We start from the raw sequence: 13552 nt of genomic DNA, 5'->3' as shown, positions 1-13552 counted from the left end.
TTTTTAGGTCATGCAGCAGCGTCTGTCGATTGTTTCGTTGGGTGGATACGTTTTGCTAAATACATGAATGGTGTCGCGAACCAAGCGACGACGAATTTCGCAAGATACGTCGTAATGAAGATTTGCCACCAGATGGAGAAGGGCATATCGTGAAAGGCAATCGCACAAAACGTCAACGTATCAAGCAATTGACTTAATACGGTTGACCCTGTCGTCCGTAACCAAAGCTTACGTTCGCCTGTCTTCTGACGGATCTTTGAATAGATAAAGACATCGAATAGTTGCGAGACGAGATAAGCGGCAAGACTACCAACAGCAATCCATGGTAAGAGTCCAAACAATAAATGCAAGGAATCGGATGTTTCGAGTGCAGCCTTATCAGCAAGTGGTGTATACAAGAGACTGAACTGCATGAGGACGGTCGTCGTGATCAGGGAGAAGAACCCCATATAGACGCCTTTACGAGCGACCTGTTTTCCGTATTTTTCATTGAGGATATCTGTCGCTAGATAACAACTGCCATACACGACGTTCCCTAACGTGAAGACGAAACCAAAAATATCGACGGTTTGTGTGACTTGGATGTTTGCAATGATTGTTGCGATGGCAATCCACATCAACAATCCTGTCTTACCAAATAAATAATAACTGAAAATCAATAATCCCATCGTTAAAAAAATGGAAGGGATCCATAACCATTCGTTCATGAGATGTACTCCTTTCTGTTCATACAGATGAAAATTGTACGCTGAAATTCATCAACTGTCAAAGGTGACGAAGCGATGAGGGGCATTAAAAAAAGACCATGAGTTTCATGGTCTTTCGGATGGTCTTTAGCCCATTCGTTGCAGAGAGTACCGACGACGTCTTCCTTTGACGTAATAGTTCTCTGTCGACGTAAAATCATTCGCTTCCAAAATGCGTTTTGCAAACGAAGCGTGTGGTGATTGTTCAAGGACACGCGCGCGTACTTCGTGACGATCTAGTACCCCAGAATACGTCAATGCTTCAGCAACTGCTTGAGTAGCTAGACCCCGACGCGTATAGGGATCAAACACCATGAAGTCGAGTTGGAAGTAGTGACCCATTTTTAAGAGCAGAACCCGCCCCATGATCGTATCCGCTTCAACGATATCAAAGTAATAATCTTCAGGATAGCTGTGCTCGACGGAATCAAAAGCCCGCTCTTCTCCAAGCTCATGGTCATACCCTTTGATTTCTTGCGGAGTCAGTCCATATGCTTGCTCGCCATACTTCAAGAAATGATCGTACTCAGCTTGATCGACATGACGTAATGTTCGACGTCTCAATTCCATCACAAAATCCTCCCTCATCCCAATTGATGCTTCGTTTACATTATAGCGATACCCTCCGTGCAATTGCAAAAATTAACTAAAGCCGATGCGTAGTGACAAATATAAAAAAAGTCATTCTGTAATCATCTTGTGATTGTTTTAATTCCCGTGGAATATGGTAAAGTAATGATGTAGACAACTGCATACTGGAAGGGGCTGGAAAACGTGTTCACAGAACGTGACGGAATCAAATTGCGTCTAGAGCAAATCGAACGATTGTATTCGGACTTGAATCGTGAAGCGAAACAATTGACGGAACGCTTACGCCAATTAGATGAACAAGGGGATGAAGTTCACCATGATCTTTCCCTTAATAAAGAAGACCGCGATCATCTGAAGTCAAGCATCGATGAAACGCTTCAGGCACTCATGAAGCGGACGACGGTCGATGCAAAAGTCGAACAGGAAAAGCAAGAAGACCTAATTTCGAAAAAAGCATTGATTGAAGATATCGAAGGATTATTGAAGAAAAAGAAATAAGCTAGCTCCGGCTAGCTTATTTTTTTATGGAGGAACGCATTATGAAACCAACCATTGGACTGACGACATGTCTTCGTCCGACTGACGACGTGCATCATCGTGTGAAGCAGTTATTAGCGGATGAGACGATACATTTTATCTATGTCGTGCGTCAGAAAAAAAGCATAGAACACTTGCAACAGGAGACAGGATTACCGGTGCTTGTCGTCGATAAACAACGGCTTGATTTATATCCACTAGGTGAGACCACATCGTTCTTTTTCCATCCTTCAAGTGCGGTGTTTCGCATCAAACAAATTGATGCAGGAGGAGGCGATCCTCTCGTTACAATCGGACGCTTATCGGAAGGGATGCGTGTGCTTGACTGCACACTTGGTCTTGGAGCAGATGCCATTGTCATGAGTCATTCCATCGGAGAGCGGGGGCGGATCATCGGGTTAGAAAGCCGGGTTGAGACAGCATTTGTCGTCAAGAATGGATTAAAACGGTGGGAAGAATCTTACGAACCGATCAATCAAGCGATGCGACGAATAGAAGTGAAAGTCAAACACCATTTAGCCTTTTTGAAAGAATGTCCGGATAACTCCTTTGATGTCATCTACTTTGATCCTATGTTCGAACAGACCGTCGAAGAATCGACGCATCTCGACGCTTTACGAACGCTTGCGAACTATGAAGCTTTATCTGTGGAAGCGATGGTGGAGGCGAAGCGTGTGGCACGTCAGCGTATCGTTTTAAAAGCACATTATGAGAGCCCCTTGTTTGAACGGTTTGGGTTCGAACGAACAAAGCGTAAAACGTCGAAGTTGCATTATGGCGTGATTGAACTGTAGATCAAAAAAAGACCTCTGCCAATCATACGGCAGAGGTCTTACTCGTTATTCGCTGATTATTGAACAGCGTCTTTTAATTCGTCTTCCATCTCTTCAAACGTTTCCTGAACGGCATTGACTGGTTGTTTCGTCATCAAGCTGACAACGACCGTAAAGATCAAGCTTATGAAGAATCCAGGTACCATTTCGTAAAGCGTCGTACTAAGTCCGAGTTGAACCCAGATGATGACAGTCAAGGCACCTGAGATGATACCAGCCAGTGCACCTTGTTTCGTCATCCGTTTCCAGTAGAGAGAAAGCAAGATGATCGGACCAAAGGCAGAACCGAATCCAGCCCATGCATAACCGACAAGTGCAAGAATCGTCGCTGACGGATTCCAAGCGAGTACACTTGCAACGATTGCTACGAGAAGCACAGAGATTCGACCAGTAAAGACGAGTTGTTTATCCGTTGCATCCTTTTTCAAGAACGTTTTATAAAAATCTTCTGTCAACGCACTCGAAGTAACGAGCAACTGTGATGAAATCGTCGACATGATTGCTGCAAGAATCGCAGCCATCAAGAACCCAGTGATATAAGGGTGGAACAGTACGTCAGAGAAGCGGATAAAGACCGTTTCCGGGTCGCCAAGTCCGTTCCCTTGACCTTCGAAATAGGCGATTCCGACGAGTCCTGTCATCATCGCACCAAGAATCGAGATGAACATCCATCCGATCCCGATACGACGGGCGCTTTTTAAATCCTTGACTGAGCGAATCGCCATGAAACGGACGATGATGTGTGGTTGACCGAAGTAACCAAGTCCCCAGGCAAGGAATCCGATGATTCCAAGAACTGTTGTTCCTTTAAGTGGATCAAACAACGAAGGGTCTAATTTTTCAGCGTAGTTGTATGCACCATCGACTCCGCCGACGTCTGTCAATGCGACGACAGGAACAAGAACGAGTGCGATGAACATGATACAGCCCTGGACGAAGTCGGTCCAACTAACTGCGAGAAAACCGCCAAATAACGTGTAGGCGATTACGACCGCAATCGTCAAGAGCATACCATAGTGGTAATCAAATCCGAATGAGCTGACAAATAATTTTCCACCTGAGACGATTCCAGCTGATGTGTAGAACGTGAAGAAGATGATGATGACGAGTGCTGATACAGTACGAAGCACACGTGATTTGTCTTCAAAACGATTCTCTAAGAAATCAGGGATCGTAATCGAGTCGTTCGCCATTTCCGTATAAAGTCGAAAACGTGGTGCGAGTACTAAATAGTTTACGTAACATCCAATCAATAATCCGAGTGCGAGCCAGAGTGCTGAAACACCTGTCGCGTACATGGCGCCGGGAAGTCCCATGAGCATCCATCCACTCATATCCGATGCACCAGCAGAGAGTGCTGTGACACCTGGACCGAGATCGCGTCCGCCTAACATGTAATCTTCTGTATTCGTCGTTCGCTTGTAGGCAAAATAACCGATTGCCAACATGAGAACAAGATACAGGATGATTGAAATCCATTCTTGCGTCATAAAGTTAAATCCTCCAAATGCAATAGTTTTTTTCAGCGATCAAGCATGTATTGACTCATTCGCCAAATGATATGTTCCCCACCTTACAGGGGATAAAACGACTTTGCAAGTCACGTCAAATTCATGAAAAGTACCGCTACGCCTAGTGCCTTAAGGGATTGGGACGGTTTTAGTCCCTGTTGAAGTTCTACTAGTTCGAATGTTCAGAATAATTAAATGAAAGATAAATGACCCTAATAAATTAGGATCATTCGTGTCATGTTAATGGGTCCAAAACTGTTGGTATGCGGAGCTTAAACGGTCTAATGCCTGATCTAATTGTGCACGAGGACACCCGATATTTAACCGTTCAAATGTTTCTCCGCCAGATCCGAACGAAGAACCATGTGTTAGAGCGATTTTTGCCTCCTTGACGAGCCAATCTGCTCGTGTTTTACTATCCAGTTTGAGTGCTTTGAAGTCGATCCACAACAAGAAAGTTGCTTCTGGAATGACAACGTCTAATTTTGGCATCTCTTGGCGAATCCGACGGATGGCATGGTCACGATTTCCTTCTAAATACACAAGTAATTGTGACAGCCATTGTTCACTCATAGCATCACCATACGCTGCTGAAATCGCAGTCGAAGCCAATGCATTCGGGTGAACGAAATGACGTTGTTGGACACGTTCGATTTGTTGACGAATCGAGATGTCAGGTACGATTAGATAAGACGCATAGAGACCCGGAATATTGAACGTTTTGGATGGGGCACTCACTAAAATGAGTTTTTCATAATCCAAACCGAGAATGGGCGTGTGCACGGAACCTGTATAGACGAGGTCCGCATGAATCTCATCGGATACAAGATAAACATCATGTTGCTTCGCGAGTTCGACGATTTGTTGTAATTCTTCTCTCGGATAGACTTTACCGCTTGGATTATGCGGGCTACAAAGAATCATCATACGTGCTGTTCGCATTTGCCGTTCGAGAAGTGAAAAGTCAGTCTGGTACGTCTCACCGTCTAAAAGAAGCGGATTTTCAATGAGTTGTCGTTGATTAGACTGAATGATTTGATGAAATGGAGGATAGACCGGTGTCTGGATGATGATTTCATCACTCGGTTCCGTCAGTGCGAGGACAGTATGTGCAAGTCCTGGAACAACACCACTTGAGTAGAGAATGGAATCAGTAGTGATTGTGACGTCATATCGCTTTTGAAACCATTGTTGAATTGCTCGTTTGGCTTCGTCTTCAAACATCGAGTAACCGAAATGACCTGTAGCAGCACGTCTAGTCAATCGTTCTGTCAAATTGTGGGGTGGACGGACGTCCATGTCGGCGACCCACATTGGAATCAGCTCATCTGATCCATATAGCGAAGGGAGCCCGTCCCACTTGACGGATCCTGTATTTCGTTTCTCGATCGTTTCATCAAAATTGATTTGTTCCATCAGACTTCACTCCTGTTCTTCAATAGTTGAATGACTCCATTTCACCATAGCGGATAGAGAGAGAGTGGGGCAAGTCGAAAAAATAAAGGTTTAACATTTATACGATCAGGCAATTACTAAACTCGAACCTACCATAATGAAACGGAGTGATGATCATGTTGCATTCTAAAGTAGTCGTCGGGCGATCGCCTGAGGAATTAGAGGAAAGACTTAATGAATTTTTTGAAAATAATGGGGTCGGATCAAACGCCATCATTACATTAAAATTTTCAACATTCGTTGCGTCTAAAGCGGATGAACATTATTCAGTTTTAGTCGTCTATGATAACTCGCTAACGAAAACTACACTGTAAATGAGTGACAAGAAGTTGAGCTGAAAAGCATCGACTTCTTGTTTTGTCTTTTTCTATAAGTTATACTAGAATTAGGTTTTACAAGCTTCCGTAGGTTAATGGCAGACCTCAGCAATGGTAATGCTGCAGTGCGAGTTCGATTCTCGCCGGAAGCATAGACACGTCTTCCGTCTCAAGTGATATATACTTGAAACGGAAGACTTTTTTCATGAGTTCGATATTTTTGATTTGAGGAGTGACCTCTATGCATCCAGTCATTCATTCTGTTGGTGATAAAATCAAACAAGAACGAAAAAAACAAGGAATGACACAAAAAGCACTTTGTGAAGGAATTTGTAGTCAGGCTGAAATCAGTAAAATCGAAAATGGTCGAAATTCCCCAACGATTGATTTGTTACAGCAGATTTGTCGAAGACTACGCATCCCGATTTCATTGTTTTTTGAAGATGAAATCGTCTCACAAAAATTAAATGAAATAGACCAACGAATGATTCGGCATTTGCGTGAAAAAACGTACTCAGATATGGCAAAAGACTTAGCAAAATATGAGAACGTCAATAATGCGGTTGAAACTCAAATTTTAATTCGCTACCATCAAGAATTACTAGACTATGAAAGAGGAAATATTGATTTTCGGACATGTATCGCCTCTTTATTACAAGTTGTCAGACAGGAACAGATCAAAGACAAATCATTTCTTCTTTATACACGAATTCAGATGGTAATTGCTGTTCTGTATACGAACCACGAAGAATATAGTCGTGCCCATCAAATCTATAAAGAACTATTAGACTTACCTTATCAAACAAGAGAATATAAAAAAATTCGAATGAAGATCATGTATAATTTCATACGTAATTTAGTAGAGTTTGAACGATTCGAAGAAGGGTTGCAGGAAGTTGAGAAGGTCATCGAAGAGACAAAACAATTGCAGGATTTAACGTATCTCGGACAGTTTTATTTTCAAAAAGGAATCTTATTAGAGGCGTTAAAAGCATCTGAATCAGAAACAAAAGAAGCGTATACGACCGCTTATTCTTTTTTCATTGCTACTCAGAATCACTCTTATCTAAAAATCCTTGAAACCTATTTTTCTGATCACCTCTTATTTCCGATTAATGAAAGTGAGTGAACAAAAAATGATAGATTTACCAACTTCATCGATTGGTAAAAAAATTAAGATGTTACGATTAGAAAAACGGATGACTCAAAAGGAACTGTGTGAGGATATTTGTAGTCAAGCTGAGATTAGTAAAATCGAGAATGGAAGAAACATTCCAACAATTGATTTATTACAACAAATTTCTAGAAAACTACGAATACCCATTTCTTTATTTTTTGCGGATGAACAGGTCTCGCAAAAGTTGAACGAAATTGACCAAAAAATGTTACGGCATTTTAGAGAAAAAACGTATGGGGAAATGTCAGCAGAGTTAGTTCAATATTCTAACTCTACAACCATATTTGAAATTAGAATTTTTATTCATTATTATCAAGTCCTGCTTGAATATGAAAGAGGAAATATTGATTTTCGTTCATGCATTACATCCTTACTTCAATTAGTTGCGCAAAAGAAAATCATGGAACAGTCGTCTCTTCTTTATATTCGAATTCAAATGGCAATTGCTGTTCTCTATACGAATAATAAGGAATATGCGCATTCTCACCAAATTTATGAAGATTTATTAAAAATGCCATATCAGACCTGTGAATATAAAAAAATTAAAATGAAAATCATGTACAATTATTTAAGAAATTTGTATAGACTAAAGCGATTTGAAGAAGGATTGCAAGAAGTTGAACAAGTAATTGAAGAGACAAAAAGACTACAAGATTTAACATATCTTGGTCACTTTTATTATCAAAAAGGTTTCTTTTTAGAATCATTACATGCTGCAAATAATGATATTAGAGAGGCATATACCATTGCCTATTCCTTTTTTATTGCAACAAATAATCATGCTTACCAAAAAATTCTTGAAGTGCATTTAGCAGAACTATTGCTATTCCCAATAGATGAAAGTGAGTGAAAAATGATGAAGATGAATTCACTAACTTCATCGATTGGTACAAAAATAAAACAGTTGCGTATTGAAAAGCAGATGACACAAAACGAACTGTGTAATGGTATTTGTAGCCAAGCTGAGATTAGTAAAATTGAAAATGGTTTGAATTCACCCACTGTAGATTTAATGAAGCAAATTGCCACTCGATTAAAAGTTCCAATTGCACTTTTATTCGAAGAACTTCAAGAAAACGAAGAAATGGAACGCTTTGATCAGACTGTTTCAGCGCTACTTCGAGATGAAAAGTATGAGCAAATCAAGAGATACATTTCTAAGCACAATAATAATGAAAATATTGAGTTAGTCATATTAAATGCATATTTTCGAATCATCGTCGACTTGAAACAGGATCAGTATGATTTTAGGACCGCGACTTTCCTATTAAATAACCTTCTAATTGAACGGGATGTTCAAAACGAATCAATCACTTTGTTCATTCGAATCAAAACCGCGATTGCCAATTTATATGCTGAACATAAGCTATTCCATTTAACGACGAATTCTTATTTGGATATCGAAATTTTGTTAGAGAGTCTTAATAGCTCATTATATGTCACCTCTTTAATCAAAATTTATTTTAATCATGCCCAAATCCTTTTGTATCAAGATCTGTTTGAAGAATCAAAAATATATATTCAAAAAGGAATTGAATTATGTTTACTTCATCAGCAAACTTTTCTTTTAGGGCATTTGTATTTTCAATTAGGTAACTATCAAGAAGCGGTAGGAATAGATTCATTTCAAAAAACATATACAGTTGCGTATACATTGTTGCATGCATTAGAGCTTAAATCGACTAAACAAAAAGTTGTTGATCTAAAAGAGGAACACTTATTATTTACTTTTGAGTAGACTTAAAAGTAATCCTATATAGGCGCTTGTCCCAATGCGAAATCTTATACTATATCTTGTTTTTTAGAGTGCATAAAATTCGCTATCTTCTTTATCTGTTAAGAAAAACTTTTCGGAATCATAAACTGATTTCTCCGTATACTTAATCAAATAATAAACACGCTGTTAAGTGAAAATGAAACTACAAGAAAGGAGCAGAAATTTTGGAAATCGAAGCATTTGGTCAACATATTAAACAACTACGTGTCGAAAGAAATTTAACGCAAACAGAATTAGCAAGAGATGTATGTAGCCAAGCGGAATTGAGTAAAATCGAAAATGGAAAAATCATGCCGACGATAGATATTGTTCAACGGTTATCCCAAAAGCTCCATACTTCAACGGCTCATCTCTTCATTGATGCGAATGAGACCAGTCTATTTCATCAATTTGATAGACAATTGTCTGACTTTTCTAGACGACATCGTTATGATGACATGCTTGATTTCATTAAACAAACACCAAATGATTTACCTTCTTCTGTTCAATTATTAATTCGTTATTTTGAGTGGGTAGCTCGTGAGGGTAAAAAAGATATTGACTACCGTACTTGTATTTCTCAATTACTTTACTTATCAGATCAAGAACAAATGGAAATCGAATACCCATCTATTTTCTTAAGAATTAAAATGTCTGTCGCAAACTATTATTATTTAAATCACCAATATCAATATGCGCGAAAAATATATGAAGAATTATTAGAGTATGATTATATGACATATGATTTGATAAAACTAAAATCTAAAATTATGTATAACTATGCGCAGCAACTGTACTTTCAATCAGATTTTGAAATGGGACTGAAGATAACGGAAAAAGGCATTCAATCATCTCTAGAAAGAAAAGATACGTCATTGTTAGGTCATTTTTTTTATCAACGAGGTTGTTTTTATGAAAAGTTAGATTATCCACGTAAGGACATTCAAGAAGCATTTACTCACGCGTATACCATATTTCACGCGTTAGACAATAGAAATCACGCTGAACTAGTATTAAATGGTAAACGTGATTTTTTATACTTTGAACTTTAAAATAGATGAAGGAGGAGATCGTATGAGTCATTTATCTTCATCAATAGGATATGAAATTAAACGGATTCGAAAAGAGAAAAATATGACTCAAGCTGAATTATGTAAGGGAATATGTAGTCAAGCCGAAATTAGTAAAGTAGAAAATGGTAAAAATTCACCAACAATTGATTGGTTACAACAAGTTGCAAAACGTCTTAAGGTACCGCTCTCCATGTTGTTTGAAGATCATCTTCGGAGTGATATGTTTACATCTTATGATCAACAATTATTGAGGTTGTTACAAAGTCATCAATTTGAAGAAGCCCGCATGATTATTGATGATATAAAAAACAAAATAGACTACGATGAGATAAAATTTTTAGCAATGTATTATGAAATTATCATTCATGAAAAACGAAATTTTAGAACTTATCTTGAAACCATTGGTGAATTTAAACAATTATTGATGCATACGTCATTACAATTCAAATCTCCAACGCTTTATTTAAGAATTCATATGGCAATCGCGATTTCTTTTATTGAGCATGAGGATTTTGATTCAGCAGAAAATAGCTTTCAAGAATTGCTTCGGTTTAACTATGACACAACTGAACTGAAAAAAGTTCGTATTAAGATTCTTTATAACTATGCAAAACAACTATCTGAACAAAATCGAAATCAACTTGGATTAGAGATTACTGAACAAGGCATTCAAGAGAGCTTGCAAATTGAAGATGGTCAACTTTTAGGTCAACTATATTATCAAAGAGGTTACTTCAAAAAAATTTTGAATCGTAACCCCTCTGACATCCAAAAAGACTTTACAATGGCGTACTCATTATTCCGTACCTTTAATCTACCTGTTCATGAAAAAATCTTACTTGAAAAAAATAGTTCATTTGTTTTATTTCGTATTTAGAATCGTTCACCTGTCTTTTTACATGCAAGAAGTGCCTGTTCAATCAATTCAGATGCACGATCGGGGTATTGTTGATGCCCTTCTAAAATGACTGTCGATACATCATCAATTCCGAAAAATGCTAATAAGTCTAACATGTAGCGAACAGCGTGTTCACTTGGTGCTTTCTCTTTTGTCGAGTAATCGCCACCGCGTGAATGAATCAACAACACTTGTTTGTTTTCAACCAGTCCGATCGAACCTTCAGCTGTGTAACGAAACGTTTGACCAGCCTGTGCGAGATAATCCATATAGTTGTGAAGCGGTGCAGGAACTGTTAAGTTCCACATCGGAAATGAAAAGACGACCTTATCGGCATCTAAGAATCCGTTTAAATATTCTTGAAGCCGTTGTGCGTGGATCGCATCATCTCCCGTTAATTCCTCTCCTTTAAATAGTCGACCTGCCGCATTCGCAAGCTTTAAATCAAAGAAGGGGAGACGTTCCTCGAATAAATTCAAAACCGTGATTGTATCGCCAGGATGATGCTCACGATACGCATTTAGGAAAGCATCGTTCAATTCAGAACTAATGCCTTTTTTTTGATGTGTGCTATCGTTGGCTTCAATAAACAGTAGATGAGACATAGTTAATCGCTCCTTTCTATACCTATCTATTCCCATTCTAATCAAAATCATGACTTCCCATTATTTTATTATTTTTAGAAAATTCAGGTTTTGTTTTGGTTCTGATAAGGAAAATAACCGACAGGAACTAGAAAGAGGGGATGGCGGTGAACACACAGCGACGTTCTTCCAATAGTTTGCAATATCATCGAGAAATCCGGGCAAATTATCAGTTGTTCGGGATGATCATTTTTGTATTGACGAGTTGTGGTGCCATTTTATATATCGTTGCTAACCTGTTTAGTCGTTCTGGTTTAAATGGGGAGGATTGGATTCGCGCTCTCGTCATTGCGAGTGCTGGAATAGCACAATACTTCATTGGTAAAAGTACACTGTCAGATCGGCTAAAGCCACATATAATGTCGAGTGTTTTTTTGTTGATTCCATACATTTATTATCCGTTCATCGATCGTGGTGTCCAAACGGTTTGGGCATGTGCACTTCTTTTCATTTTAGCGTCATTAGTCGTCATTAATCGGACAATGTTGCTGTATGCAACGAGCATTACGACGATTTCTCTTCTCTATATTTGGTATCATACTCCATCTTTTGAAAATGCCACGATGTTTGCATCCGATCACATCGCGCGCATTGGACTTATCTTGATTGCGACGATCATTAGTTTATTGATTCATAATCAATACGTCACCCGTCTTGAACGTAATATTGACTACCTAGCCCGTTTACAAGAACAAGCATTCACGGATCCTGTGACAGGTTTATCAAACCGATCTTCATTTGTGATTGAAGTAGATAAGAAGAAACGAGAAGGTGATATGATTTGTCTCGTTGATCTGGACGATTTCAAAACAGTCAACGATGCATTCGGATACCGAACTGGAGACCGCTCGTTACACATCATTGGCCGGCGATTGATGAATCACTTTCCGGACTGTACAATTGCGAAAGCAAGTGGAAGTGCTTTTTTATTGCATGCACCACACCATTACGATGCACGCGTGCTCTGTGATGATATTTTGTCGAGTGTAGCAGAACGTGTACAAATCGATTTTAAGCAGATTAATGTAACTGCAAGTATCGGTGTTTCATACATGAACGATGAAACAACAGACCATGTCATTAACGATGCAGAGATTGCATTATTTACAGCAAAGGCAAATCGAAAAAATACGTATGCGATTACAGATTTAGCGACTCAAAATGAACGAAAGCGAGCGCTTCAATTAACACGCGATTTGTACGATGCAGAGTTGGATCGTGATTTCTTCGTTTTATTTCAACCTCAAGTCAATGCACGAACGCGTCAAATCACAGGAGTGGAAGCATTAATTCGTTGGAATCACCCGGAGTATGGTCTCGTTCCGCCAAATGAGTTCATTCCACTTGCGGAACGGACACGTTTCATTGAAACGCTTGGAAGCTGGGTCATGCGACAAGCTTGCTTACAAGGAAAAGTATGGTTGGAAGAAGGGAAGGAACCTATAACGATTTCAGTGAATGTTTCGCCTTGGGAATTGCGACAACCTGATTTTACAGATCGAGTACTGACGACCTTAAAACAAACAGGTTTTCCACCATCACTCCTTGAAATCGAGATGACAGAACACATCTTCATCGAGGGAACGGAACAAATCATTGAGACATTGAATGCGCTCCATTTATACGGAATTCGAATTGCACTCGATGATTTCGGAACCGGTTTTTCCTCTATGCAGCCTCTCGTTGAACTTCCATTCGATCAATTGAAGATTCCGAAAGAAATCGTTCAAGAAGCGATTCATTCTGAAAAAAAACGAGCGATGATCGAGACAATCATTCAATTAGGGAAACGATTAGATATGACGATCGTCGCAGAAGGAATCGAACTAGAAGAAGAGGCAGCGTTGCTCGAGCGGTTAGGATGTCATACGTTGCAAGGGTACCTCTTCCATCGACCGCTACAACCGCGGCAACTCGAACATTTTTTAGCGATGTATCGGGAAGGGTAACCAATCAGTAAAAATTTAAAAAGCAAACAGGCGATGGACATGGTCCATCGCCTGTTTGTATAACA

The 13552-nt window shown here is 39.3% G+C and carries 13 protein-coding genes and 1 tRNA gene; 9 read left to right on the top strand and 5 right to left on the bottom strand.

All coding sequences use genetic code 11. The features are described 5' to 3' along the window. Nucleotides 1-8 precede the first annotated feature (8 nt). Together EXW93_RS09360 and EXW93_RS09355 are read right to left on the bottom strand one after the other, a co-directional pair. A complete protein-coding gene (locus tag EXW93_RS09360; protein ID WP_029341956.1) occupies nucleotides 9-707 on the bottom strand; it encodes a queuosine precursor transporter in 699 nt (232 codons plus the stop codon). Between the two features lie 126 nt (nucleotides 708-833). Next, nucleotides 834-1316 carry a GNAT family N-acetyltransferase gene (locus EXW93_RS09355; protein WP_023468580.1) on the bottom strand — a complete coding sequence of 161 codons (483 nt, stop codon included), beginning with the start codon at nucleotides 1314-1316 and terminating at the stop codon, nucleotides 834-836. A 204-nt stretch (nucleotides 1317-1520) separates the two neighbouring features. Between EXW93_RS09355 and EXW93_RS09350 the strand changes: the two genes are divergently transcribed. Further along, nucleotides 1521-1835, top strand: coding sequence for a hypothetical protein (locus tag EXW93_RS09350; protein WP_035396953.1), 315 nt, complete (start codon nucleotides 1521-1523; stop codon nucleotides 1833-1835). A gap of 41 nt (nucleotides 1836-1876) precedes the next feature. After that, entirely contained in the window at nucleotides 1877-2668 is a 792-nt protein-coding gene (locus EXW93_RS09345; RefSeq protein ID WP_023468578.1) for a class I SAM-dependent methyltransferase, read from the top strand. A gap of 56 nt (nucleotides 2669-2724) precedes the next feature. Here EXW93_RS09345 and putP read toward each other — a convergent pair whose 3' ends face one another. After that, nucleotides 2725-4197, bottom strand: coding sequence for a sodium/proline symporter PutP (gene putP, locus EXW93_RS09340; protein ID WP_174316398.1), 1473 nt, complete (start codon nucleotides 4195-4197; stop codon nucleotides 2725-2727). 261 nt (nucleotides 4198-4458) lie between these two features. After that, complete coding sequence (locus EXW93_RS09335) at nucleotides 4459-5634, bottom strand: MalY/PatB family protein (RefSeq protein ID WP_023468576.1); 1176 nt, start codon at nucleotides 5632-5634, stop codon at nucleotides 4459-4461. 437 nt (nucleotides 5635-6071) lie between these two features. Between EXW93_RS09335 and EXW93_RS09330 the strand changes: the two genes are divergently transcribed. The 6 genes from EXW93_RS09330 (at nucleotide 6072) to EXW93_RS09305 (ending at nucleotide 10873) form a co-directional block, all read left to right on the top strand. Further along, nucleotides 6072-6142, top strand: a tRNA-Thr gene (locus EXW93_RS09330). Between the two features lie 89 nt (nucleotides 6143-6231). Next, nucleotides 6232-7119 (top strand): helix-turn-helix domain-containing protein, encoded by an 888-nt coding sequence (locus EXW93_RS09325; protein ID WP_023468574.1) that lies wholly within the window; start codon nucleotides 6232-6234, stop codon nucleotides 7117-7119. Nucleotides 7120-7126: 7 nt separating this feature from the next. Then, complete coding sequence (locus tag EXW93_RS09320) at nucleotides 7127-8017, top strand: helix-turn-helix domain-containing protein (protein WP_035396959.1); 891 nt, start codon at nucleotides 7127-7129, stop codon at nucleotides 8015-8017. A gap of 3 nt (nucleotides 8018-8020) precedes the next feature. After that, nucleotides 8021-8905 carry a helix-turn-helix domain-containing protein gene (locus EXW93_RS09315; protein WP_023468572.1) on the top strand — a complete coding sequence of 295 codons (885 nt, stop codon included), beginning with the start codon at nucleotides 8021-8023 and terminating at the stop codon, nucleotides 8903-8905. 203 nt (nucleotides 8906-9108) lie between these two features. Further along, on the top strand, nucleotides 9109-9975 hold the full coding sequence (locus EXW93_RS09310) for a helix-turn-helix domain-containing protein (RefSeq protein WP_023468571.1): 867 nt from the start codon (nucleotides 9109-9111) through the stop codon (nucleotides 9973-9975). A gap of 22 nt (nucleotides 9976-9997) precedes the next feature. Next, complete coding sequence (locus EXW93_RS09305; RefSeq protein WP_023468570.1) at nucleotides 9998-10873, top strand: helix-turn-helix domain-containing protein; 876 nt, start codon at nucleotides 9998-10000, stop codon at nucleotides 10871-10873. Here the strand turns inward: EXW93_RS09305 and EXW93_RS09300 are convergent. Continuing rightward, nucleotides 10870-11499 carry an FMN-dependent NADH-azoreductase gene (locus EXW93_RS09300; protein ID WP_023468569.1) on the bottom strand — a complete coding sequence of 210 codons (630 nt, stop codon included), beginning with the start codon at nucleotides 11497-11499 and terminating at the stop codon, nucleotides 10870-10872. The two genes, EXW93_RS09305 and EXW93_RS09300, sit on opposite strands and share 4 nt — an antisense overlap. Before the next feature lie 146 nt (nucleotides 11500-11645). Here EXW93_RS09300 and EXW93_RS09295 point away from each other — a divergent pair, with 146 nt between their 5' ends. After that, on the top strand, nucleotides 11646-13487 hold the full coding sequence (locus tag EXW93_RS09295) for a putative bifunctional diguanylate cyclase/phosphodiesterase (RefSeq protein WP_370688659.1): 1842 nt from the start codon (nucleotides 11646-11648) through the stop codon (nucleotides 13485-13487). Nucleotides 13488-13552: the final 65 nt, after the last annotated feature.

Source organism: Exiguobacterium sp. JMULE1, from assembly GCF_013337175.1.
Classification (GTDB): Bacteria; Bacillota; Bacilli; order Exiguobacteriales; family Exiguobacteriaceae; genus Exiguobacterium_A; species Exiguobacterium_A indicum.
The sequence above is the reverse complement of the archived record's forward strand: the minus strand, read 5'-3'. Positions and strand labels throughout refer to the sequence as shown.

Coding starts and splice junctions, on each gene's coding strand:
- EXW93_RS09360 (WP_029341956.1), bottom strand. CDS start 707: ATGAACGAATGGTTATGGATCCCTTCCATTTTTTTAACGATGGGATTA.
- EXW93_RS09355 (WP_023468580.1), bottom strand. CDS start 1,316: ATGGAATTGAGACGTCGAACATTACGTCATGTCGATCAAGCTGAGTAC.
- EXW93_RS09345 (WP_023468578.1), top strand. CDS start 1,877: ATGAAACCAACCATTGGACTGACGACATGTCTTCGTCCGACTGACGAC.
- putP (WP_174316398.1), bottom strand. CDS start 4,197: ATGACGCAAGAATGGATTTCAATCATCCTGTATCTTGTTCTCATGTTG.
- EXW93_RS09335 (WP_023468576.1), bottom strand. CDS start 5,634: ATGGAACAAATCAATTTTGATGAAACGATCGAGAAACGAAATACAGGA.
- EXW93_RS09325 (WP_023468574.1), top strand. CDS start 6,232: ATGCATCCAGTCATTCATTCTGTTGGTGATAAAATCAAACAAGAACGA.
- EXW93_RS09320 (WP_035396959.1), top strand. CDS start 7,127: ATGATAGATTTACCAACTTCATCGATTGGTAAAAAAATTAAGATGTTA.
- EXW93_RS09315 (WP_023468572.1), top strand. CDS start 8,021: ATGATGAAGATGAATTCACTAACTTCATCGATTGGTACAAAAATAAAA.
- EXW93_RS09305 (WP_023468570.1), top strand. CDS start 9,998: ATGAGTCATTTATCTTCATCAATAGGATATGAAATTAAACGGATTCGA.
- EXW93_RS09300 (WP_023468569.1), bottom strand. CDS start 11,499: ATGTCTCATCTACTGTTTATTGAAGCCAACGATAGCACACATCAAAAA.